Genomic DNA, 23,477 nt, shown 5'->3' on the forward strand with positions numbered 1-23,477 from the left:
TATATTAATTAGATAGAAATTTAGCTTTTAATCTTAAAATGATATCACTTTTAGCAATTAAAGATGAAATTTTCCTTTAGAAATGATATGATAGAATTATCTTACTATTTAATAGAATAACAATTTTTAAGGAGAAGGTGACACGATGACAACTAGAATTGAAACAAATGATAGCAGTCTTCCATTACGTCGCGATGTAAAATCTCTTGGGCATATTTTGGGAGAAATCCTTGTTCATCATGGGGGAACGGAGCTTCTTGATAAAGTTGAAAAGCTAAGGGGAATGGCGAAAACTCTTCGAAATCAATTTGACGAGCAAATATATAATGAACTTAAAGAAGAAATTGTGAATTTGGATACTCCGATGCGAAAGCAAGTTATTCGAGCTTTTTCTATTTACTTTCATCTTATAAATGCTGCAGAGTCGAATCACCGTATTCGTCGACGTCGCGAATATCAGCTTCAAGATAACCATGTTGTACAACCAGCATCGATTGAAAGTGCTATATTAGCTCTGAAAGAAAATGAAATAGATGTGACGACCATTCAAAACGTACTGAACACGTTATCATTGGAACTAATTATTACTGCGCATCCTACAGAAGCAACAAAGCGTTCAGTAATCGAGATTCAAAAGCGAATCTCGACAATATTGAAAAGCTTAGATAATAACATGTTAACGAAAAAAGAGCGTAAAAAGCTTGAGGATAGTTTACTAAATGATGTAACAATTCTATGGCAAACAGATGAATTACGTGATCGTAAACCAACTGTCATGGATGAAGTACGTAATGGGCTTTATTATTTTGATCAAACCTTTTTTGATGTGCTTCCAGAAATACATCAGGATCTAGAGGAAGGTCTTGTTGAACAATTTCCAGGTCATAATTGGGAAGTTCCTAATTTCCTACGTTTTGGCTCATGGATTGGCGGGGATCGTGATGGAAACCCAAATGTTACACCTGAAGTCACATGGGAAACATTAGAAAGACATCGCGATCTAGCGGTAAAAAAATATAAAGAAGCCCTAGTCGAAGTGATGAAACGTTTTAGTCACTCAACAACTCGTGTAGAAGTAAGTAAAGAGCTACTTGATAATGTTGAAAAGGAAGAGGCTGCTTACTTAGAAAATGAAAAGAAATGGCCTGTTGAAAATGAGGTCTACCGTCGCAAAATTGCGGTGATATTAGCACGTTTAAAAGAAGTTGGTAAATCTGAAATCGGTTATCAAACATCTGAAGAGCTGTTAAAAGATCTTTATTTAATTCAAAATAGTATAAACAATCATCAACCAGCACTTCGTGAATTGAAAATGCTTAAAAAATTGATTCGCCAAGTTCAGTTATTTGGCTTCCATTTAGCTACTCTTGATATTCGTAACCATAGTGGAGAGCATGAAGCAGCTATTACAGAAATCTTACGCAAAGTGAAAGTAACCGATGATTATACGGCACTTTCTGAAGATGAAAAAATTAAAACATTAGAAGCTGTGCTAAAAGATCCACGCCCAGTTCTATTATTAAATGAAGATTATTCAAAAGAGACACAGGAAATGATCAAGGTCTTTACGATGATCAAAAAAGCACACGATACTTTTGGGAAAAAATCAATTCTGGTTTACCTTGTCAGTATGACACAGGCTGCAAGTGACTTACTTGAAGTATTGGTGCTAGCGAAGGAAGCAGGTATTTACAGACTTCATGCAGACGGTACGGTTGAAAGTCATTTAAATGTTGCACCACTTCTTGAAACAATTGACGACTTAACTGCTGGTCCAGTAATTTTAGAGACACTTTTTAAAATGGATGTATACAGAAATCACTTGAGCATACATGGTGATTCTCAAGAAATCATGCTTGGCTACTCTGATGGTAGTAAAGATGGTGGAACGTTAACAGCCAACTGGAAGCTTTATAAAGCACAGCTTGAAATCCATGACATGGCGAAGAATTATGAAATCGGACTGAAATTTTTCCATGGTCGCGGTGGTTCATTAGGTCGTGGCGGCGGTCCATTAAATCGAAGCATTCTTTCACAGCCAGCTGAAACAATTGGAGATGGAGTGAAAATTACAGAGCAAGGTGAGGTCTTGTCTTCTCGTTACTTGATAGAAGATATTGCTTACCGAAGTCTAGAACAAGCTACTTCCACTTTACTTGAGGCTTCTGTTAACCTATCAGAAGAATCAGAACAGCAACATATTCGTGAAACAGCATGGGAAAATGCAATGGAAGAGATCTCAACGATATCTCTAAAAAAATATCAATCACTCGTTTTTGAGGATCCTGACTTTTTAACTTATTTTACAGAAGCAACGCCTCTAAATGAGCTAGCTGAATTAAATATTGGCTCTCGACCTATGAAGCGTAAAAACCGTAATCGTTTTGAAGATTTACGTGCGATTCCTTGGGTTTTTGCATGGACGCAAAGTCGTCAATTATTACCAGCATGGTATGCAGCGGGAACAGGGTTATATAGCTTTATTTCAAAAGATGTAGAAAACCTAAAACTATTGCAACGTATGTACGAGGAATGGCCATTCTTCCGTTCAACAGTTGATAACCTGCAAATGGCGCTAATGAAGGCAGATATCACTACAGCTAAAGAATACATTTCTCTTGTCAAAGACAAAGAAATTGCAGATCGTATTTTCAACAATATTGTCGAGGAATATGAAGCAACGAAAGCGATTCTACTTAAAATAACTGGTGATGAAGAACTATTAGATCATACACCTAATATTAAAGAATCTGTTCATCGTAGAAACCCTTATGTAGACCCATTAAACTTCTTACAAGTGGAACTCATTAAAGAGCTTCGCGAACAAGAAGAACCTAATGAAGAATTGTTAAATGAAGTGTTATTAACAATTAGTGGCATTGCTGCAGGCTTACGTAATACAGGCTGATTTGCGATAATACAAAGAGAGCTGTCATAATTGGCAGCTCTCTTTGCATTTAATCTCAATCGCTTACTAATTCCAACAATTCTTCAATTCTCTGCTCAAAAGTATGTTGAGACCGTTTGTTTTTAGAGGCTGATTCACTATGTATTTGTGTGGTTATGAGTGTTTGACCCTTTGAGTCACCACTGTTGGATTAGGGAACTCAAAATAAAAGTTGTTTTGGATTAATTCCATTTGGAAAAAGCAGGACTTTTTGTTGCTTAACTTGAAGTATTAGGTATTAACCTAAAGAAGTAAAAGGATAACTTTAAGTTGAATATAGGAGTGAAGTTTTTGAAACAGAAGGTCGTTGTCTATAAAAAAGTACCAGAAGATGTATTAATGTTTTTAAGTGAAAAGTTTGAAGTGATATATTTCAAGAATTTAGAAGACAGAAAAGATTCTAATTTTATTCAAGAACTACATACTGCTCATGGATTACTCGGATCAAGTTTGAAAATTGATAAGGAATTACTGGACCATGCACCAAACTTAAAAATCGTTTCAAACATTTCAGTAGGATATGATAATCTTGATATTGAGGAATTGAATAAAAGAGGCATACAAGCAACCAATACTCCAGGGGTATTGGTTGATACTACAGCTGATACGATTTTTGGCTTATTACTTGCTACAGCAAGAAGAATGCCTGAGCTGGACTTCTATGTGAAGTCTGGAAAGTGGAATGGCACAAAAAATGAGGACTTGTTTGGTGTTGATGTTCACCATAAAGTCCTTGGAATAATCGGTATGGGAAGTATCGGGAAAGCCATTGCAAAAAGAGCGCATTTTGGATTTGATATGGACATTTTATATCATAATCGTTCGCGCAATGAGCAGGTTGAAAAAGAGTTTAATGCAGCTTACTGTGAACTTGATGAGTTGTTAAAAACATCTGATTTCGTTTGTCTAATGACACCTCATACTCCAGAGACAGACAAAATGATTGGAGAAAGGGAATTTCATTTAATGAAGGATACCGCCATTTTTATTAATGGATCAAGAGGTAAAAACGTTGACGAAGCAGCATTAATTTATGCTCTGCAAAATCAGCAGATACTTGCAGCTGGTTTAGACGTATATGAAATCGAACCGATAAACAAAGACAATCCATTGTTAAAGCTTCCAAATGTTGTTGCCTTGCCACATATTGGGTCAGCAACAAAGGAAACAAGAGAAAAGATGGCTAGGTTAGCAGCAAAAAATTTAGCGGAAGGGTTGGCGGGGAAAGTTCCGCTGAACTTGATTAAATAACGAAAAGGGACAGATTTAGATCTGTCTCTTTTTTACGGTATGTTTATGTTTATTGATTCTTTCCTAAACTAGTTATATGTGTAACTAGAAAGGGGATCGTAGTCAAGGGTGGAAAATCATTTATTTGTTTATTTAATCGTCGCTTATGTTATTTCTCATGTTCCCTTTCTTGGGCGTTATTTAGCCATATTCAATACTTTAATCCATGAAAGTGGACATGCAATTGCGGCTTTACTTCTAAATGGAAAGGTTTATTCAATAAAATTATTTAGTAATACAGCTGGTGAAGCATTAACAGGTCAAAGAGGATGGATTTCTAATGTCATTATTTCCTATGCGGGGTATACATTTTCTTCAATTACAGCATATGCCTGTTTTATGTTGCTTCATAAAGGTTATATAAGATTTATTTTATATGCATTACTTTTAATTGCTCTGTTGAATTTAATTCTGTGGATTAGAAATATGTATGGAGCAATTTGGCTTGGTTCTTTTATTGCTTTATGTGGCTGGACTTTACATAGCGGAAGTAGCAGCATCCAGACTAACCTTGCATATTTTTTATCATCTGTTCTTTTAACACAGTCTGTTTCATCTGCTCTACAGATTTTTATGTTAAGCATAGTTAGGAGAAGGTCTGCAGGTGATGCAACGAGCTTGGCCAATTATACAAAGATCCCAGCAATCATTTGGGGGTTTCTCTTTTTTGCTCAGGCAGTATATATAGCGTATTTAGCTATTAATCAATATCAAAACTTAAAGGGTATACCTACTTTTACATTGAGTGGCTAACTCACATTTTGTAAATTATGAGTCAGCCTTCTTTAATCATCGAGATTATAGTTTAGAACGATATTCTCTTAACTTGTTTTCAAGCTCACTTAACTTAGCTTCTAATATTCCTGTTGAATGTCCGGTGGCTTCAAGCTTTTCAATATCCCCTTGTACCTTTACATACTCCATTTTTAGTTCGTCAATTTTTTGATTTATTTCTTGTGTGTCCAATGTGATCCCCCTTTCAAACTTCTATTTAAAGTGTATCGAAATGTGAAATCTTTTACAAAGGTCAAAAACTCCCTACATTCCTCCATTTTAACATCAAAAACAAACGAAAAAGGAAATAAGTGAACAAATTTATCCGTTTATTTTAAAAAATGGTAGAGAAAATGCTCGTACATATATATACTTATCGTTATAGAAAGGTTTCTAAGCACAAAGATAGGGGGGACTTAATATGGATGTTGTAACAATAGGAGAATCAATGGTTGTATTTACACCGACAAGTGACGGATTTATGCGAAATGCAACTCAATTCACGAAAAAGATTGGCGGAGCAGAATCCAATGTTGCGATCGGTCTTGCAAGATTAGGTCATCAAGCTGGTTGGATTAGTAAGCTTGGGGATGATGAGTTTGGAAAAGCTATTTTAGCATCCTTAAAGGGTGAAAATGTTGATGTTAGTAATGTGACCTTTGATAAGCAAGCTCCTACTGGAATTTATTTCAAAGAGCCGCGACGACAAAATAATATGAGAGTCTATTATTATCGGAAAGGTTCTGCTGCTAGTAAGCTAACACCTAGTGATCTTGACAATGGCTACTTGTCAAAAGCAAAATACCTCCATATTACAGGAATCACGCCAGCGTTAAGTGATAGCTGTAAGGAAACAATCTTTGAGGCTATTAAACTTGCAAAAAGCAATGGAAGTACAATTGTGTTTGATCCAAACCTTCGTACAAAGCTTTGGGACGAGAAAACAGCAAGAGCTACATTACTTGAAATTGCGGCTGAAGCTGATATCATTTTACCTGGAGTTGCTGAGGGGGAATTTTTATTCGGTGAAAGTGATCCTCTTAAACTAGGACAATTATTTTTAAACCACGGTGCTTCAGTTGTGGTTATGAAAATGGGGGCTGAAGGGGCTTATTATTTCACTGAAAAAGAGAGCGCTTTAATCCCTGGATTCCCTGTAAAGCAGGTAGTCGACCCAGTTGGTGCAGGAGATGGATTTGCTGCAGGCTTCCTATCAGGATTAATTGATGGGCTGGAACTTAGCAAAGCAGTTGAACGTGCAAATGCAGTTGGTGCACTTGTTACTATGGTAAATGGGGATGTTGATGGATTACCTGAACGAGATGAAGTAGAGCAAGTAATATCAAAAAATGGCGAAGATGTAGTTCGATAAGGAGGATAAAGAAATGAATCATATTGACATAATAAAAGAAACTGGTGTTGCTGCAGTTATTCGTGGTGCAACAAAAGACAATATTATCGCGATTGCAGGGGCGTTAAAAGAGGGTGGAGTAAAAGTATTAGAAATAACAGTTGAAACCCCTGGTGCATGTGCGGCAATTGAAAAAGCTTCACTTGAATTTGACGATGTGTTAGTTGGTGCGGGTACAGTATTAGATCCGGAAACTGCAAGAACGGCAATTATGTCTGGGGCAAAATTTGTATTTTCTCCAACAACGAATATCAAAACAATAGAAATGGCTAAGCGATATGGTGTTGTTAGTATCCCTGGTGCATTAACACCAACTGAAATATTAACCGCCTTTGAAAGCGGTGCAGATTTAATCAAAGTATTCCCTGCAAATGTATTTGGACCAAGCTATATAAAGGATATACACGGACCAATGCCTCAGATACCTCTAATAACAACTGGAGGCATCTCTGTTGATAATGTTGGAGACTATATTAAAGCAGGCGCAGTTGGTGTCGGTGTTGGTAGCTCATTAGTCAATACGAAAAAGGAATTAACAGATGCGTATTTGAGTGAAATCACAGCAACAGCATCAAGGTTTATCCAAGCCGTTAAAGAGGCACGTGGGTGAATTTACTAAAGGGTATTTATGATAATCCTTTTACAATACAAAATTAGTTTTACTAAAAGATAGACCAAAGCAGATCATCACGCTATGGTCTATCCTTTTTTTTATCATTATTTTAAATGTAGTTAAAAATTTTCAAATAAAATACTGCAAAAAATACGGAAAGGATTAGTGCCCACAATTTTTTTACATGATGAAGTCTAACCATTGGAAACATGATGATGACAAATAAAGCTGACCATCCAAAATGCCATCCATTATGATAAGTTAGTATCCCAAAACGTTTACATACCCATTCGACTAATAAAAAAGGAATAATCCATTTTAACATGTAAGTCAATTGTTTCTTAAGTTTGCTGGGATAATTAGACAAAAAAACAATTGCTAATAAAGGGTTTATAATAAGGTTGTGTGCAAAATGAACATTCATAAGAGTAAGGATAGAGGTTTCTTGAAGCTCCCACAAATGGAAATGACTGTGTGATATAAACTCATAAAGGAAAGTTGCTAAAGAAATATAAAGCATTGTAGGGTAGTAATCTTCCCAGTTTTTCCAATCTCCCTTAAACAAGGCGAATAATATCACCAATATAATAACGATTATGTGCATCTACAATTCTCCTGATTACATTCTGTTACATAGTATCAACAAATCAATTACAAATAATACCATTTAGTCTGAAAGGTTAATTTTATCAAAAATACTGTTTGTTTTTGTTCGAAATTGTTCTATAATAAAAACTAAATCGATTTTAACGGGGGAACAATTAATGCTTTCAGTTGAAAGGCATGAACGAATATTAGATCAATTAGATCAAAGTAAAATTGTTAAAGTTTCGGAACTTAGTAAGTTATTAGAAGTTACCGAAAAAACAATTAGAGGTGACCTTGAGTTACTGGAGCAAAGGGGTCTTCTTAAAAGAATTCACGGTGGTGCAGTCATAGTAGAAGAAGAAGGAAGAATGCTACCAATTGCTGAGCGACAATCTAGGCATAGTGAGGTTAAGCTTGCGATTGCGAAAGAGGCTGTTAAGCTTATCAAACCAAATGAAACAATTCTCATGGATGGCGGAAGTACGACGATTGCAATTGCTGAATTACTTGGAGAATTCCCAATAACGGTAATCACGAATGATTTAAAAATAGCCAATATTCTATTAGGAAAAAATAATGTCCAATTGATGGTCCTAGGTGGAACAAGGATTGATAATTCATCCTCATTAATGGGAGCACAAGCAACAGAAATGCTCCAAAGAATTAGGGTCAATAGGTTGTTTTTTGGGACAACTGGTGTTTCAATTGAACATGGTTTAACTGTCATTAACAGCATCCATGCTGATTGGAAAAAACAAATTATTAATTGTGCGGATCATGTAACATTATTAGCAGATTCTACGAAGTTTGATAAAGTTGCACTTATTCGATTCGCATCACTTGAAGAAGTTAATGAGATTATTACCGACTCAAGGTTGGATGAAAACATAAAGGTGAATTTAGAAAATAAAGAATTAGCTTTACATCTTGCGAAAATTTTGTAAAAAGCTTTGGATGGCAACACAAATATGAAAATGAGGGGAAGTCAAATATGGTAGTGTGAACAGATCTAGAAGAATGCTTCTATATTAATCAAAATTCACCAATTTTTGATCTAGGATCGTGTAAAGTGCATAGTGCATAATGCTATTCCTTTTTCCCTTATAAAACAAATTTAGATGACAAACGAACATTTAACCGTTGTCATCTTTTTTATTTGTGTTATAATCAAACCATAACGAACACAAATAAACATTTACATACAGGTGTAGAGGAGGCTAGGAAATGGAATCTCTTTTTTCATTAAAAGGTAAAGTGGCATTAATAACTGGTGCTAGTCGTGGTTTAGGACAAGGGATGGCAGTTGGTCTTGCTGAAGCAGGAGCAACAGTTATTGGTGCAGGTATGAGTGATATGTCAGGAACGCGAAATAAAATTGAAGCAATAGGTGGAACGTTCCATGAGGTGAAAATTGATCTATCACAAGATCAGGCTCCTCAGAAACTAGTTTCTGAAGCTTTAACATTAACGAACAAGATTGATATTTTAGTAAACAATGCGGGAATTATTCGTCGTGAAAATGCAGAGAACTTTTCAGATGATGATTGGTATGAAGTTATCAAAGTGAACCAGCATGCGGTGTTCCAACTATGTAGAGAAGCTGGAAGACATATGCTTGAAAATGGGTCAGGAAAGATCGTCAATGTGGCTTCAATGTTATCATTCCAAGGTGGCTTAAGAGTTCCTGCCTACACAGCAAGTAAGCATGCTGTTGCAGGATTAACAAAATCACTAGCGAATGAATGGTCAAGTAGAGGTGTCAATGTAAATGCTATTGCACCAGGGTATATGGAAACAGACAACACAGCACAGCTACGCGCAAATTCTGAGCGAAATGAATACATTACTTCAAGAATCCCACAAGGGCGTTGGGGTACACCAGAAGACTTAAAAGGAGCTGTCGTATTCTTAGCATCAGATGCTTCAAATTATGTGAATGGTCATATCCTATGTGTTGATGGTGGATGGATGAGCTCTTAACAAATACCAATGGGTCTTAACCCGACTATGCTAAACATTGAATTTTGAATACTCTCAAATTTGAAAGGGGAATAATAATGGAAATCAGACATGCGACAAATCCAGCAGACTTCAAATCATATACGACTGAAAGATTAAGAAGTGACTTTTTAATGGATTCTTTATTTGTACAAGGACAAATTAATATGACCTATTCACACTATGATCGTGTTGTAACAGGTGGGGCAATTCCGACAGCACAAGCGCTTAAGCTTGAAGATCAAGAAACATTAAAAACAGAATACTTCTTAGAAAGACGTGAAGTAGGCATTATTAATATCGGTGCTGAAGGAACGGTTTTAGTTGATGGTCAAGCTTATACATTAAATAAAAGAGATTGTCTGTATGTTGGATTAGGAAATAAAGAAGTTTTATTTGAAAGCAGCAATGCTTCAGATCCAGCTAAATTTTATATCGTTTCAACACCTGCACATAAGCAATACCCAACGAAAAAAGCTCCAATCGAAGATGCTGAACCGAATCACTTAGGCTCTGATAGTGAATCAAATAAACGTACGATCTATAAATACATTCATGCTGATGGTATTCAAAGCTGTCAATTAATGATGGGTATGACATTATTAGAACCAAACAATATGTGGAACACAATGCCTGCACATCTTCATGATCGCCGTATGGAAGTTTACCTCTATTTCGATATGGATCAGAATTCTAGAGTATTCCATTTCATGGGTGAACCTAAAGAAACTCGCCACCTTGTTGTCCAAAACGAACAAGCCGTTCTTTCACCACCATGGTCAATCCATTCTGGAGTAGGAACTAGCAACTATACATTTATCTGGGCAATGGCAGGAGAGAACTATACGTTTACTGATATGGATGCAGTTAAAATGGAAGAATTAAAATAAATAATCAAATTATAAATAGTGCCCGTTATCTCTTAACTTTGAAAACAAAAGTTAAGGATTAGGGCACTATTTTTCATTTTGTAGAAACATATAATAAGATGAAAATAAATGATATAATAAACGTAACAGAATACAAAGATAGAAAGCGGGATGTAAATGACAGATTTAATGAGTGGACTAAATCGAATACTAGAATGGGTCATGCGGTTGTCCGTGATAAATTTACTTTGGATTGGATTTAATCTACCAATCTGTTATTTGGTTCTTTCCTTATTATATGCAAATGACTCATCCGCATTATTTATGTTATTAGCAACCATCATTATTTTAGCACCTTTTTTCTTTTTCCCTGCAACAACTGCCATGTTCGGGGTTGCTAGAAAGTGGGTAATGGGTGATCATGATGTTCCTCTAGTAAAGTCATATTGGAAATATTACAAGGAAAACTATGTTCGAAGTTTATGTGGAGGAATCATCTTTACTCTGATTTGGATCGTTTGGGGAGTGGATTTCTACTTTTTTTCAAAAGTAAACATCATCATTAGTTCTCTCTTTTTAGTAGGGTTTTTCTTTCTTTTTTTAATTACACTATTCTTTTTTGCAAATACAGTACATGCTGACTTAAAGTTATTCACAAGCATTAAAAATTCGTTTTTCCTATCATTAGTATATCCATTAACGAATCTCGTGATTGTTGTTATTACTGGAATCATCATCTATGTCAGCCTAACAATGTTTACATTTCTTATCCCGTTTTTCATGGGCACGTTGATTGCTTTTATAGCTTTTGCTGGATATTACCAAAAGGTAGTGAAGATTCACGGTGACAATAGGGAAGTAACGGAATAAAAATAAATTCAAATAAAACTTGGTTTGTCTATGAGGCAGCCAAGTTTTTTATACTATAAAGAAACAACGAATATTTTATAGTTCATCCTGTGTTAATAGGCACGAAAAGGTAGTATATCCTTATAAAGCAATAAAGTTTTTTGTAATTAACATCTTTTCATACAATCTATAGAATTTAGAATTATCACAAATTAACTACCATATAGAAAAGGCTTAGTATTTTGTTTTGCTAAGTCATTTTCTTTTAAGTACTTCATATTTTAGAGACAAACCTAAAAAAGACGCTCAGATAATATTAGAAGAAAACTAGATAATTTGAGACCATGAATATACTTATTATTTACACTATAATGATAATAGTTTTATTGGAGGTTTGAGTGATTTGAATGAAACGCTGACAGCAAGTTATCGAAATAAGTGGAAAGGGGAGCATCCCTTTCACTATCATTCTCATCAAGATTATGAAATTTATTTTTTCCATGCTGGGGAATGTAGATATCTGATTCATAATCAAATTTATGACCTTGAGCCTGGGGATATTTTAGTCATGGATGGTCTAACTTTGCATAAGCCGAATGTTAAACCAACCACCGATTATGTTCGTAGTGTGATTCAATTCTCGCCTCTATGGATTAAAAGCCTTCTAATGGAAATGGGAAGTATGTATTTACTTGAAACCTTTCAAACGTTACACAATTGTTTGATACGAACAAATGAAAATGAGCAATCAAAGGAATTGGAACATGTTTTTTGTCGTCTTGCTAAGTTAAAAAGAACAGCTAAATTACCTAACATTCAAGCTGAGACAGAAATGAAGGTTTTGTTACTCCAAGCATTAATTGTCTTACATAGACTTGGACAAATGAATTCGATTGAGATTCCAAATCAAAAAGAGGATAAAGCGGTACATGCTGAAAATATTGCAGAGTATATTCAGCAGCATTATATGAACAAATTAACATTGCAGAGGATATCAGAAAAACTGAATTTGAGCAGATCCTATGTTGCACAAGTGTTTAAGACAATGACAGGCTATACTGTTATGGAGTATGTCATGGAGTGCAGATTAACACAGGCAAAATATTTAATTGAAATGGAGCCACTAAAACCGTTAAAAGATGTTGCTTATGAATCTGGATTTGAAAGCGCTACACATTTTAGCCGTTATTTCCGAGAAAAGGTAGGTGTGTCGGCAAAAGAATATCGCCATATCCGCCTCAATAATAGATAAAGGAAGTGTTTTGTAGTGGAGCATAAATTTGCAGCACAATTATATACATTACGAGAAGAGTTAAAAGAAGGAATCCGTCCGTTATTCAAAACGCTTAAAGATATGGGGTGGGCAGGGGTACAAATTTCCGCCTTGCCAAAAGACTATGATCAAAACGAAGTTGCGATAGCTCTGAAAGAAAATAACTTACAAGCAGTAGGAATCCATATATCGTTAGACCGTTTGAAAGACAACTTGAATGGTGTTTTGAAAGAAGCAGATTTATATGGAACGAAAGACATTATACTTCCATCAGTTGCTCCGGAATTACAAAACCAATCTGGATTTAAAGAAATCAAACAAACATTAAATCGAATTGCAATGGAAGCCCCAGAGTATCGAATTTCCTATCATAATCATGCATTCGAATTTGATATTGAAATAGATGGGCAAGATGCACTTCGTTATCTACTTGAACCTACTAATGATAATAAAATTTTAGCAGAAATTGATGTGTATTGGCTAAAAAAGGCTGGCAAAAATCCGCTCGACTATATAACTCTTTATGCCAATCGGATGCCGATCATTCATTTAAAGGATATGACGAATGATCAACGCCAAACCTTTGCTGAGGTGGGAACCGGTGTCATTGATTTCGTTCCGATTTTAGAGTGGGGTGAAAAGAATGGTATTGAATGGTATGCCGTTGAGCAGGACATATGCGAACGTTCTCCTTTGGATTGCTTAGAAACTAGTTTACTAAACTTAAAGAATTTCGCAAAACAAGTGAAATAATATAAACGGGGTGAGGTATATGAGTTTGATTAAAGTTGGTGTAATAGGTATTGGGAATATGGGAAGCTCTCATGTAAAGCTTTTGGGTAAAGGTGAAATAAGCGGAGCTACTCTTACTGCAGTATGTGATCCAAATTCTGATCAACTCGAATTGATAAAAACTAAAGCAAAAGATGATGTACAGATTTTTCGAGATGAAGATGCATTTTTGAATGAATCTGGTATTGATGCAGTTCTTATTTCGACGCCTCATTACGATCATCCAAAATTAGCGATGAAGGCATTCGCTAAAGGGATGCATGTTCTTATTGAAAAACCAGCAGGTGTCTATACAAAAAATGTGGCTGAGATGAATAAAGCAGCCAAAGAAAGTGGAAAAGTCTTTAGCATTATGTATAACCAACGGTCTAACCCAATTTATCAAAAATTGCGCGAAATTATTCAAGCTGGTGAATTAGGCGAGATTAAACGGACAAATTGGATTATTACGGACTGGTATCGCTCACAAAGCTATTATGACTCAAGCGAATGGCGGGCAACCTGGCAAGGCGAAGGTGGAGGTGTGTTATTAAATCAGGCGCCTCACCAGCTAGATTTATGGCAGTGGACCACAGGACTTATGCCAAAAAGAGTTCAAGCGTTTTGCAACTATGGAAAATATCATGATATTGAAGTAGAGGATGATATCACAGCATACGTAGAATATGAAAATGGTGCTACAGGTGTATTCATTACGTCTACAGGTGAAACACCAGGAACAAACCGCTTTGAGATCGCTGGTGATCGCGGGAAAATGGTTGTTGAAAATAATAAACTTACTTTTTACCGTTTAACCCAATCAGAACGTGAATTCAATGCAACCTATACCGGTGGTTTTGGAAATCCTGAATGCTGGACAATCGACATCCCCATTCAAGGTAAAAGCGCTGAACACCAAGGTATTATTCAAAATTGGATTGATTCCATCATAAAGGGTACACCATTGTTGGCACCAGGTGAAGAAGGAATAAAAGGCTTGGAAATCTCAAATGCAATCTATTTATCCTCCTGGTTAAACCAGCCTGTTGAATTGCCAATTGATGCAGACCTTTATTATGAAAAATTACAAGAAAAAATAAGCCAATCAACTTTTCAAAAAAAGAACGTAAAGAAAGTAAATTTAGACGTTGCAGGTACTCATTAAGAGAGGGGAATCATGATGACGAAAGATGGAATGAACTATGCTCCAAAAGGGAAACCAAATCCTGTGGTGGAAAAAGGGGCTTTTCAATTCGCAGCAGCTGCCCTTGACCATGGTCATATTTATGGGATGTGCAATGGGTTAGTTGAAGCGGGAGCAACATTGAAATGGGTATATGACCCTGATCCCGAAAAAGTAGCTCAGTTTGTCAAGGCTTTTCCTAATGTGCTACCAGCTGAATCTTTAGAGCAAATTTTAGCAGATCAATCAGTCATGCTTATCGCCGCCGCTGCAATTCCTTCAAAACGGAGTGAACTCGGAATTCAAGTAATGAATGCGGGTAAAGATTATTTTACCGATAAAACACCCTTTACCACTATTGAACAGTTAGAAGAAACAAAACAAGTGGTGGAGCAAACGGGACAAAAGTATATGGTTTATTATAGTGAGCGCCTTCATGTAGAGGGAGCAGTTTTTGCTGGAGAATTAATTGAGAACGGGGCAATCGGGCGTGTTATTCAAGTTACTGGTTTCGGCCCACATCGACTTAATGCTTCTAGCCGTCCTGAGTGGTTTTTTAAGAAAGAACAATACGGTGGTATTTTATGTGATATAGGCAGTCATCAAATTGAACAATTTTTATATTATGCTGGCTGTAGCGATGCGAAAGTATTGCATAGTAAAATAGGAAACTATCATCATAATGAATACCCTGAATTAGACGATTATGGGGATGCAACGCTGCTAGGAGATAATGGTGCAACTAATTATTTTCGTGTCGATTGGTTTACACCTGACGGGTTAAGTACTTGGGGTGACGGAAGAACCTTTATTATTGGAACAGAAGGGACAATTGAAATCCGCAAATACGTTGATATTGCAAGAGAAAAAAACGGAAATCACGTCTATTTAGTAAATCAAGACGGAGAACAACATTTCAACGTTTCTGGAAAGGTTGGCTTCCCCTTCTTCGGGAAATTAATACTTGATTGTATGAACCGTACAGAAACAGCAATGTCTCAAGCCCATGCCTTTAAAGCGGCTGAATTATGCTTGCGGGCTCAAGAGCAGGCAATATTCATTTCAGAACAAAGAAGTGTAAGTGAAATTAAATAAAAACAGCCCCAGCTCCTCGTAAACAGGTGCTGGGGCTGTTTTATTCTATAATAGAGAAACTCCCTAAAACTTGTATTAAAAGTTTGATATCCTAAGTTCAATCGATATTTCAAAAGAATTCAATTTCAATCGTTAAAAGTAAGATTGTTCGGATAGAAGTTGTTAATAAAAACAAATTGAAACCTTTGTTCATGTAAATACGTATAAGATACAAAATAAAGAAAAGAGGGACAGTATGTTGATGGGATATTACATCCTAACTAACTCAAGAAAAAATATGCGGACTCCAAATCTGACACAGTGATATCTTTCTGGTATTTATTAATTCATCAATTTTTTACACAAAAATCAATTAAAGATAGAGGGTATTAAAAATGGAATTTTTATGGTGGGGATTAACGATCCTCTTATTTGTATTAAGCTTTGTAGGAATAGTCTATCCTATTATTCCTTCGGTTGTAGCCATTTGGGGAGGATTTGTTGTTTATCAATTTCTGATTAATTCGAATGAGCTATCCGTATGGTTCTGGATCAGTATGACAGTATTAAGTGCAGTTTTAATCGCGGCAGACCTTATTGCCAACAGTTATTTTGTGAAAAAATACGGTGGTTCTAAAACGTCTGAGAAAATAGCTGCTGTTGCTACTATTGTTGGTTCATTTATACTCCCACCTTTCGGGATTATTCTCGTACCTTTTTTAGCGGTTCTTGTTACAGAGTATATTATTCATAAAGATACTACGAAGGCCATTAAAATTGGGTTTGCTACCATCGTTGGTTTTTTAGGCGGAAGCTTAGCCAAAATATTAATTCAATTGTTAATGATCATTTGGTTCATTGTGGCTGTTGTTTTTTAACTAATAATGATTGAATTTTTCTCCAATCAACTTAATACAGTTGGAATCCGTGTAATTTAACATACGAATAATTTCAGCGAAATAAACAAAAAGTCGATTTCTTATTTATCTAAGAAAATCGACTTTTTGTTCATTTGTTAGGGTTATTACCTCTCAAAACGGAACCAGCCAAAATCAAAATGGCATCCAGGCAGGAAGATGAAGGTGACTTTTTGTTGGTTGGTTACTTTATTCAATTCAAATTGTTGTTCTTCATATTCATCTGACTGTGTGAATTCGATGAGTTGATTACTTTCTTCTTCATCATTCGCAAAACGGATCTGAATGGTATTTTTATCATTATGTGACTTACCAAAAATGATTAGTTTCGTTGTACCATCACTTGTAAAATCCATTTGTTCAAACTCTAGAGATACATTGTTTCCAATTCCTTCAACACTATTTTCTGTTAAGGTAAATGTATCCCCATAGATGTGGTCACATTCTGACGTGATATTTTTTTCAAAGGCTCTATTCTTTTTCTCAAATGAAAATCCTTTAATATGCACCTTCTGTTGGAGAACAAAACAAATGGTTGTAATACCTTTCAGTCTTTTTGACAATTGATAAGTTTCTTCTTGATACACATTCCACTTGGATTCCTTTTGGTAGGTCACATCAGCTAGTAATTCACATCCATCTTCATTTGGAATTCCTTCCCAAATCTGAAGAGAATACTCTTCACTTGTTAAAGCGAAAATTGGAATTGTTATTTTATCAGAGCCGTAAGGACCAAAGTCAATTTCACGAAAACCTACTTGAGTCTCACCGTCTCTACTTGTCGCTACTCCTCGTTCGTTACCGTTTCCAACTTCCCCTTTACTATAATCATAGAGTCCTGCGGAAATAAATCCATAAGGATCTTTGTAGGCTGTACCTAGACCAGCTGCCTTAAATTCTAGCTGGGAGATAATTTTTGTCTTGTTACTACCATTCTTGCTTGTACAGCGAAGTAGAAATTCTCCATCACCAAATGCGGTTACTTTGGCCTCATCACCAAATGCTTCTACTTTTGCAATATTTGACACAATCCCTGTAGCATTAACTACACTCCATTCAACTTCTTGATAAGAAGTATCTACTGGGTACAATCTTGCTCGAACAAGAATCTCTTTTTTTGATTCATCAAATACTTGTCCAGAATCACTGATTATTTCAATCTTACGAACAGGAATCTCCTCATTGCCACCCATGACAACAGGTAATTCTTGATTTTTCATACTGGCAGAAATCCCATTTAAAGCTAGGTTATTCATTGCTTGTGACTCAAATTCAACGATTTTAGTTTCCAAACCTTTTGATGAAACTTCAATTTGGATTTTCCCAGGTTCTAAAGTTGCCCCTATGATCGCCATTAATTTTCCACTGAATAATCTTCTGCTTACTCCTTTATATTGATCATAATCTGTGCTATCGCCATTATCGAGACCAATAAGACGTCCAGCTCCTGAGACATGTACATTTACTCTATTCGTTGCATTCTCAACTGGATTCCCATCTTTATCTTTCATTGTTATTTCTACAAAAAGTATATCCGTACCATTAGCAAGAAGTTTTTCTTTATCAGTATTCAAGCAGATTTTTTTAGCATCTCCGAAGGATATTTTACGATCTGTCGCAATGATGTTGCCTGTTTCATCATAAACAATAGCCGTTAACTCACCTTCTTCATAAGGAATCTTCCACCATCCAACAAGCTGTGTTCCATGTTCATGGTCAATATCATAGATTCCGATTGTATTCCCATTTAATTGAAGTTCAATTTTTGGCGCATTCGAGCATACTCTAACATCAATCATTTGCCCTTTATTAAAATTCCAAAAGGGGAAGATATGGACCATTGGTTTTGTTTTATAATCTGTCCATGCTGCTTGATAGATGTAATACGAATCTTTCTTAAAAGTAGCAGTGTCAATCTGTCCAAAATAAGAGTTTTTTGTATGATAAGGTGTAGGTTCTCCAATATAGTCAAACCCAGTCCATATAAACTGACCGAGTGAGAAGGGGGTGTCTCTTTCTGCTAAAATACAAGCTTCGGCTGATTTTGCTCCCCAACTGGTTGTACTATTTCCAAGTGCAGAACATTGTTCGTCATCGTCTGCAAGAATTGATTTATCAAATGGGAAATGATAGATCCCTCTACTTTGCACAACAGATGCTGTTTCACTACCATAAATAATCCAATCGGGATGTTCTTCATGATGTTTTTGATAATATTTTTCTGCATAGTTATAACCTGCAACCTTAACAAGATCAGCACATTTTTGTGCATTCTCCCACGGCATATAATTTGAACCGATGGTAACGCTTGCATTTTCTTTCGGATCATATTTTCGTACATATTCGATAAGCATGCTTGTAATTTTTTGTCCTCGATCATCTGCATGGGTATCATAAATTTCATTTCCAATACTCCACATTAGCAAGCTCGGATGATTCCGATCCCGCTTTACCCAACTTTTCACATCGATATGAGCCCAATCCTTAAAGAATCTAGCATAATCAAAAGGAGTTTTTGCTCTCTCCCACATATCAAAAGCTTCCGTGACTACAAGCAAGCCCATTTCATCCGCTAATTCCATAAGTTCTTTTGCTGGCATATTATGGGCAGTTCGAATAGCGTTAACACCCATTTCTTGCAATATTACCAATCTTCTTTTTAGTGCAGCTTTATTAAAGGCTGCTCCTAGGGCTCCTAAATCGTGGTGTTCACAAACCCCATTTAATTTCATCTTTCTACCATTTAGTTGAAATCCATTATGAGGGTCAAGTTCTATTACTCGAAATCCGATATTCTGTGAGATTGTTTCAACTTCTTCTAAACTCTGATTTTTATCGTTATTTATCACATGTAGGTGGGTTATAAGCTGATAAAGATTAGGGTCATCTGTGCTCCATAACAATGGATTTTCTAGAAATAACACTTGTTGATTAAGTGTACTAGAATCACTGCCCGCAATAACTCTCTCTGATGTAGATGTAATTATTTCATCCTTATAAACGAGACTATGCGAAATTTGTACTTCATCATAGATATCTATTTCTGTGTCGACTTCTAACTGCCATCCATTCTCTTTCTTTTTTGTTGTGCTGTATATTCCATCTGTAACTATATGATTCTTATCCCTTGTTTTTAGCCAGACATTACGATAAATTCCAGCACCAGAGTACCATCTGCTATTTGGGCTTTGATGCACGACCTTTACAACAATTTCATTTTCTCCTTCAACCAATGTATCTGTCATATCGTGTTCAAAAGAGGAATACCCATATTTCCATTCTCCGATAAATTGTTGATTCACATAAAGGGAAGAATCCATGTAAACCCCATCAAAACACAAGAGAATCTGTTTTTGTTTTTCATCTTTCGTATATATAAATTTCCTACGATACCAACCTATACTGTTTTCATATAAGTCTAAAGTATTGTATATTAGCCAATCATGAGGTAAATCAACTGGTTCAAATGTCAAAGTAGCACTTTCGCTAACTTCTAAACTACTTTTGGAAAACTCCCATCCATCATTAAAAAGTACTTTTTTATTCATGTTTGTAATACTCACTTTCTTCATTTATTTTTTTGAATGTCGAAAAAGATTGAATATACAAATAAAATAGCATGAACTTAGTTTATTGACTATACTTACTATATAACAATCTATGTAGATTTGCAATTTAAGATGGATTAATGAATGGTTTAACATTTCCATTCAAGAAATGAGAGTGCAAAAAAAAATAGTGTAATAAAACGAGGGAAAATAAAGAAGATTCGCTATAAACATTCAAGAGGCTGCTAATTAAATGTCCATTGAAATTTAAAGGATACACATATCTTATGAGCAGAAGTGTTTCTTATACTAAGGTTAATAACATAAAAAGGTGTAAAAACATCATAATTAGTCATTTTTATATCTTGATACACATGATAAAATTTTGTAAATGCTTTCATATTTGAAGGGTCATGATGAAATGTAGAAAACTTGTAAGAACTAATCTAGAAGTCTCATTTATTTATTACCAATATGGACTGACAATTGGGATGTGGATTTTAAATTACACGCTCCTTTTAAAAAAATGATCAAAGGACGTTATCAGAATGGAAAGTTAGATAATTGAGATCTCCTCTAAAGAACCATTGAAGGACATTGTTAATATGAAAGAATAAGAACTAAGATTATTGTTGATTTTGCTGTCGGTAAATGTTCAATTATTATCCTATTAATTATTATAAAAGGGGGACATTCATAATGAAGTTAAACTATCAAACTAGTGCAAAGACATGGACAGAGGCACTTCCTATCGGAAATGGTCGACTTGGAGCAATGATTTTTGGTGGAGTTGAACTGGAAAGATTACAATTAAATGAAGATACTTTATGGTCAGGAAGCCCGAAAGATTTTAATAATCCAGAGGCAAAAAAGTATTTACCTGAAATTAGAAAGCTTATTTTTGAGGGGAAGTATGAAGAAGCTGATCATATTGCAAAAAACATGATGGGTCCCTATACCCAATCCTATCTACCTTTTGGTGATTTATTAATAAAATTTGCTCACGATGGAAATGAAAAAAATTTTAGACGAAGTCTTGATTTACAGGATGGTATAGCTCGTGTCCAATATGATATTGATGATGTAACCTATACACGCGAAATGTTTTCATCTTTTGAGGATCAAGTAATTGTTATTCACCTTAGGGCAAATAAACCGGGCAAGATTAACTTTACTGCTAAATTAGAAAGCTTACTTCAAACCGTAATAGAAAAGTCTAATGAAGAACTTATTCTTAGAGGGATTTGCCCGGAAAATGTAGATCCAGGCTATTTCCGAGATAATGAGAATCCCATTATTTATGAACAAGAGGGAAATGGTAACTCACTAACATTTGAGGGGCGGTTAGCTGTTCAGAAAGATGGTGGTGTATCCTATTTAGATGATGAAGGTCTTACTGTTTTAAATGCGACAACAGTAACACTGTTCTTTTCAGCTGCTACAAGCTTCAATGGATTTGATAAATCCCCTCGTAAAGAAGGGAAAGATCCTTCAGTTACAGTCATGAAACACTTATATGAAGCGAAAAAAAGTACATTTGAAACACTTCGAGAAACTCATATTAAAGACTACAGATCACTGTTTGATCGTGTTGAGCTTGATTTAGGTCCATCATTAGTTACTAATGAGATTATGACAGACCAATGGATTGAACAATATGGAGCAAGTGATCCTAAATTAGTGGAGCTTCTGTTTCATTTTGGCCGATATTTAATGATCACAAGTTCCCGTCCTGGAACACAGCCTGCCAATTTACAAGGCATTTGGAATGACATGATTCAGCCACCTTGGAGTAGTAATTACACACTCAATATTAATGCACAAATGAACTATTGGCCTGTAGAAACATGTAATTTAGCTGAATGTCATCAGCCATTCCTAAATTACATAGAGGAATTAGCCCACAATGGAGAAAAAACAGTTCAAACAAATTATGGTCTGCGAGGCTGGACTGCACACCATAATGCAGACATTTGGCGTCAATCTGCTCCTGTAGGGGCATATGGTCATGGTGATCCAGTTTGGACGATTTGGCCAATGGCTGGAGCGTGGCTTTCACAGCATCTATGGGAGCATTTTGCATTTAGCCGAGACAAACAATTTTTACGTAATAAGGCTTACCCAATTATGAAAAAAGCAGCATTATTTTGTATGGACTGGCTAATTGAAGATGAAAAAGGATATTTAGTGACAGCGCCTTCAACTTCCCCAGAGCATAAATTTGTAACGGAAGATGGTAAAATGGCAGCAGTTAGTATGGCGACAACCATGGATCTGTCATTAATATGGGACTTATTCACAAGTTGTATCGAAGCAACAAAAGAGTTAAATAATGACATCGAGTTTAGACAAGAATTAGAAGAAAAAAGATCAAAATTATTTCCACTTCAGGTTGGTCAATATGGGCAACTACAGGAATGGTATAAAGATTGGGATGATCAGGAACTTAACCATCGCCATGTTTCACATCTTTTTGGGGTTTTCCCAGGGAGGCAGTTTACTGAAAAGGAAACACCTGAATTATTTAAGGCTGCTAAACATTCTCTTATGCGTAGAGGTGATGAAGGGACTGGCTGGAGCCTTGCTTGGAAAATATCATTATGGGCTCGTTTTAAAGATGGAAATCGGGCTCTAGGTCTAATAACTAACCTTCTTCAGCTTGTAACTGATGAGAATAGCACAAATTATCAGCGTGGTGGAGTGTATTCCAACTTGTTTGATGCACATCCACCTTTTCAAATTGATGGGAATTTTGGTTTTGTCGCTGGGGTTGCTGAGTTATTACTTCAATCTCATACAAAGGAAATTCATTTATTACCTGCATTACCTGATGCATGGCCAAATGGGCATGTTCGTGGCCTTAGAGCACGTGGTGGATTTGAAATAGCTCTACAGTGGGAGAATAAGAAGTTAAAGCAAGTCGAGATACATTCATTACAAGGAGAAAGATGTGTTCTTAAAACAGATGTCAATGTGGAAGTAAAAGTAGGGGAAAAAGTTGTTGAAATTGAAAAGATAGGATATGGCGCCATTTCTTTTGCTACTGTTGCAGGAGTATATTATACCATTCTCCCAATAAAAGCAGCTACTGTTTAGTTGAGAAATAGATTTGATAACTAGCTAGAGGGCGACTTAAAAGGGTCTGACAACTACCAACATCACTAATATATAGCTCCTTTCAACTTTTAAGGAGCTATATGTTGTGATGGAGGAATTCGAACCTTTGGTATTGGTTCGCCCATTTATATTTTTCCTGGAAGTGATCCGTACCTTTTGATAGATAACATGAGAAGATATAAAAGCATCAGAATAAGTCATTTTTATATCTTGATACTCGTGTTAAAATTTTGAAAACGCTTTTAAAAAAGAGAG

18 protein-coding genes are annotated in these 23,477 nt (G+C 35.7%); 15 read left to right on the forward strand and 3 right to left on the reverse strand.

Going from position 1 to position 23,477, the window contains the following annotated elements; all coding sequences use genetic code 11:
* The first annotated feature begins 145 nt into the window (after positions 1 to 145).
* From ppc to HUW50_RS16085, 3 genes are all read left to right on the forward strand, one after another.
* Positions 146 to 2,908, forward strand: coding sequence for a phosphoenolpyruvate carboxylase (ppc, locus tag HUW50_RS16075; protein ID WP_066325009.1), 2,763 nt, complete (start codon positions 146 to 148; stop codon positions 2,906 to 2,908).
* A 330-nt stretch (positions 2,909 to 3,238) separates the two neighbouring features.
* The gene (locus HUW50_RS16080; RefSeq protein ID WP_066325011.1) at positions 3,239 to 4,198 is read left to right on the forward strand and encodes a 2-hydroxyacid dehydrogenase; all 960 of its coding nucleotides are present in this window, start codon (positions 3,239 to 3,241) and stop codon (positions 4,196 to 4,198) included.
* 108 nt (positions 4,199 to 4,306) lie between these two features.
* On the forward strand, positions 4,307 to 4,990 hold the full coding sequence (locus HUW50_RS16085) for a M50 family metallopeptidase (protein ID WP_066325013.1): 684 nt from the start codon (positions 4,307 to 4,309) through the stop codon (positions 4,988 to 4,990).
* Between the two features lie 45 nt (positions 4,991 to 5,035).
* On the opposite strand, the gene HUW50_RS16090 is transcribed toward HUW50_RS16085, so the two are convergent.
* Positions 5,036 to 5,203 (reverse strand): SE1832 family protein, encoded by a 168-nt coding sequence (locus HUW50_RS16090; protein WP_185653037.1) that lies wholly within the window; start codon positions 5,201 to 5,203, stop codon positions 5,036 to 5,038.
* Between the two features lie 229 nt (positions 5,204 to 5,432).
* On the opposite strand from HUW50_RS16090, the gene HUW50_RS16095 reads away from it, so the two are divergent.
* Positions 5,433 to 6,383 (forward strand): sugar kinase, encoded by a 951-nt coding sequence (locus HUW50_RS16095; RefSeq protein ID WP_066325015.1) that lies wholly within the window; start codon positions 5,433 to 5,435, stop codon positions 6,381 to 6,383.
* A gap of 13 nt (positions 6,384 to 6,396) precedes the next feature.
* A complete protein-coding gene (locus HUW50_RS16100; protein ID WP_066325018.1) occupies positions 6,397 to 7,032 on the forward strand; it encodes a bifunctional 4-hydroxy-2-oxoglutarate aldolase/2-dehydro-3-deoxy-phosphogluconate aldolase in 636 nt (211 codons plus the stop codon).
* A gap of 112 nt (positions 7,033 to 7,144) precedes the next feature.
* Here HUW50_RS16100 and HUW50_RS16105 read toward each other — a convergent pair whose 3' ends face one another.
* The gene (locus HUW50_RS16105; protein WP_066325020.1) at positions 7,145 to 7,639 is read right to left on the reverse strand and encodes a CBO0543 family protein; all 495 of its coding nucleotides are present in this window, start codon (positions 7,637 to 7,639) and stop codon (positions 7,145 to 7,147) included.
* Between the two features lie 160 nt (positions 7,640 to 7,799).
* Between HUW50_RS16105 and HUW50_RS16110 the strand changes: the two genes are divergently transcribed.
* From HUW50_RS16110 to HUW50_RS16150, 9 genes are all read left to right on the forward strand, one after another.
* Positions 7,800 to 8,567: a DeoR/GlpR family DNA-binding transcription regulator gene (locus HUW50_RS16110; RefSeq protein ID WP_066325023.1), complete on the forward strand. Its 768-nt coding sequence runs from the start codon at positions 7,800 to 7,802 to the stop codon at positions 8,565 to 8,567.
* A gap of 280 nt (positions 8,568 to 8,847) precedes the next feature.
* Positions 8,848 to 9,603 carry a 2-dehydro-3-deoxy-D-gluconate 5-dehydrogenase KduD gene (kduD, locus tag HUW50_RS16115; protein ID WP_066325026.1) on the forward strand — a complete coding sequence of 252 codons (756 nt, stop codon included), beginning with the start codon at positions 8,848 to 8,850 and terminating at the stop codon, positions 9,601 to 9,603.
* A gap of 77 nt (positions 9,604 to 9,680) precedes the next feature.
* Positions 9,681 to 10,511: a 5-dehydro-4-deoxy-D-glucuronate isomerase gene (gene kduI, locus HUW50_RS16120; RefSeq protein ID WP_185653038.1), complete on the forward strand. Its 831-nt coding sequence runs from the start codon at positions 9,681 to 9,683 to the stop codon at positions 10,509 to 10,511.
* A 156-nt stretch (positions 10,512 to 10,667) separates the two neighbouring features.
* Complete coding sequence (locus HUW50_RS16125; protein WP_066325030.1) at positions 10,668 to 11,360, forward strand: YesL family protein; 693 nt, start codon at positions 10,668 to 10,670, stop codon at positions 11,358 to 11,360.
* A gap of 382 nt (positions 11,361 to 11,742) precedes the next feature.
* Positions 11,743 to 12,591, forward strand: coding sequence for an AraC family transcriptional regulator (locus HUW50_RS16130; RefSeq protein ID WP_066325033.1), 849 nt, complete (start codon positions 11,743 to 11,745; stop codon positions 12,589 to 12,591).
* A 15-nt stretch (positions 12,592 to 12,606) separates the two neighbouring features.
* Positions 12,607 to 13,365, forward strand: a complete 759-nt coding sequence (locus HUW50_RS16135; RefSeq protein WP_066325037.1) for a sugar phosphate isomerase/epimerase family protein — start codon at positions 12,607 to 12,609, stop codon at positions 13,363 to 13,365.
* A gap of 19 nt (positions 13,366 to 13,384) precedes the next feature.
* Positions 13,385 to 14,548: a Gfo/Idh/MocA family protein gene (locus HUW50_RS16140; protein WP_066325038.1), complete on the forward strand. Its 1,164-nt coding sequence runs from the start codon at positions 13,385 to 13,387 to the stop codon at positions 14,546 to 14,548.
* A 12-nt stretch (positions 14,549 to 14,560) separates the two neighbouring features.
* Positions 14,561 to 15,661, forward strand: coding sequence for a Gfo/Idh/MocA family protein (locus HUW50_RS16145; protein WP_066325040.1), 1,101 nt, complete (start codon positions 14,561 to 14,563; stop codon positions 15,659 to 15,661).
* A 374-nt stretch (positions 15,662 to 16,035) separates the two neighbouring features.
* Positions 16,036 to 16,518: a DUF456 domain-containing protein gene (locus tag HUW50_RS16150; RefSeq protein ID WP_066325042.1), complete on the forward strand. Its 483-nt coding sequence runs from the start codon at positions 16,036 to 16,038 to the stop codon at positions 16,516 to 16,518.
* A 146-nt stretch (positions 16,519 to 16,664) separates the two neighbouring features.
* Here the strand turns inward: HUW50_RS16150 and HUW50_RS16155 are convergent, their stop codons facing one another.
* Positions 16,665 to 20,105, reverse strand: a complete 3,441-nt coding sequence (locus HUW50_RS16155; RefSeq protein ID WP_066325047.1) for a glycoside hydrolase family 2 TIM barrel-domain containing protein — start codon at positions 20,103 to 20,105, stop codon at positions 16,665 to 16,667.
* A gap of 699 nt (positions 20,106 to 20,804) precedes the next feature.
* Between HUW50_RS16155 and HUW50_RS16160 the strand changes: the two genes are divergently transcribed.
* The gene (locus HUW50_RS16160; RefSeq protein WP_066325050.1) at positions 20,805 to 23,201 is read left to right on the forward strand and encodes a glycoside hydrolase family 95 protein; all 2,397 of its coding nucleotides are present in this window, start codon (positions 20,805 to 20,807) and stop codon (positions 23,199 to 23,201) included.
* Positions 23,202 to 23,477 lie beyond the last annotated feature (276 nt).

The sequence above is a fragment of the Metabacillus sp. KUDC1714 genome (assembly GCF_014217835.1).
Taxonomy (GTDB): Bacteria; Bacillota; Bacilli; order Bacillales; family Bacillaceae; genus Metabacillus; species Metabacillus rhizosphaerae.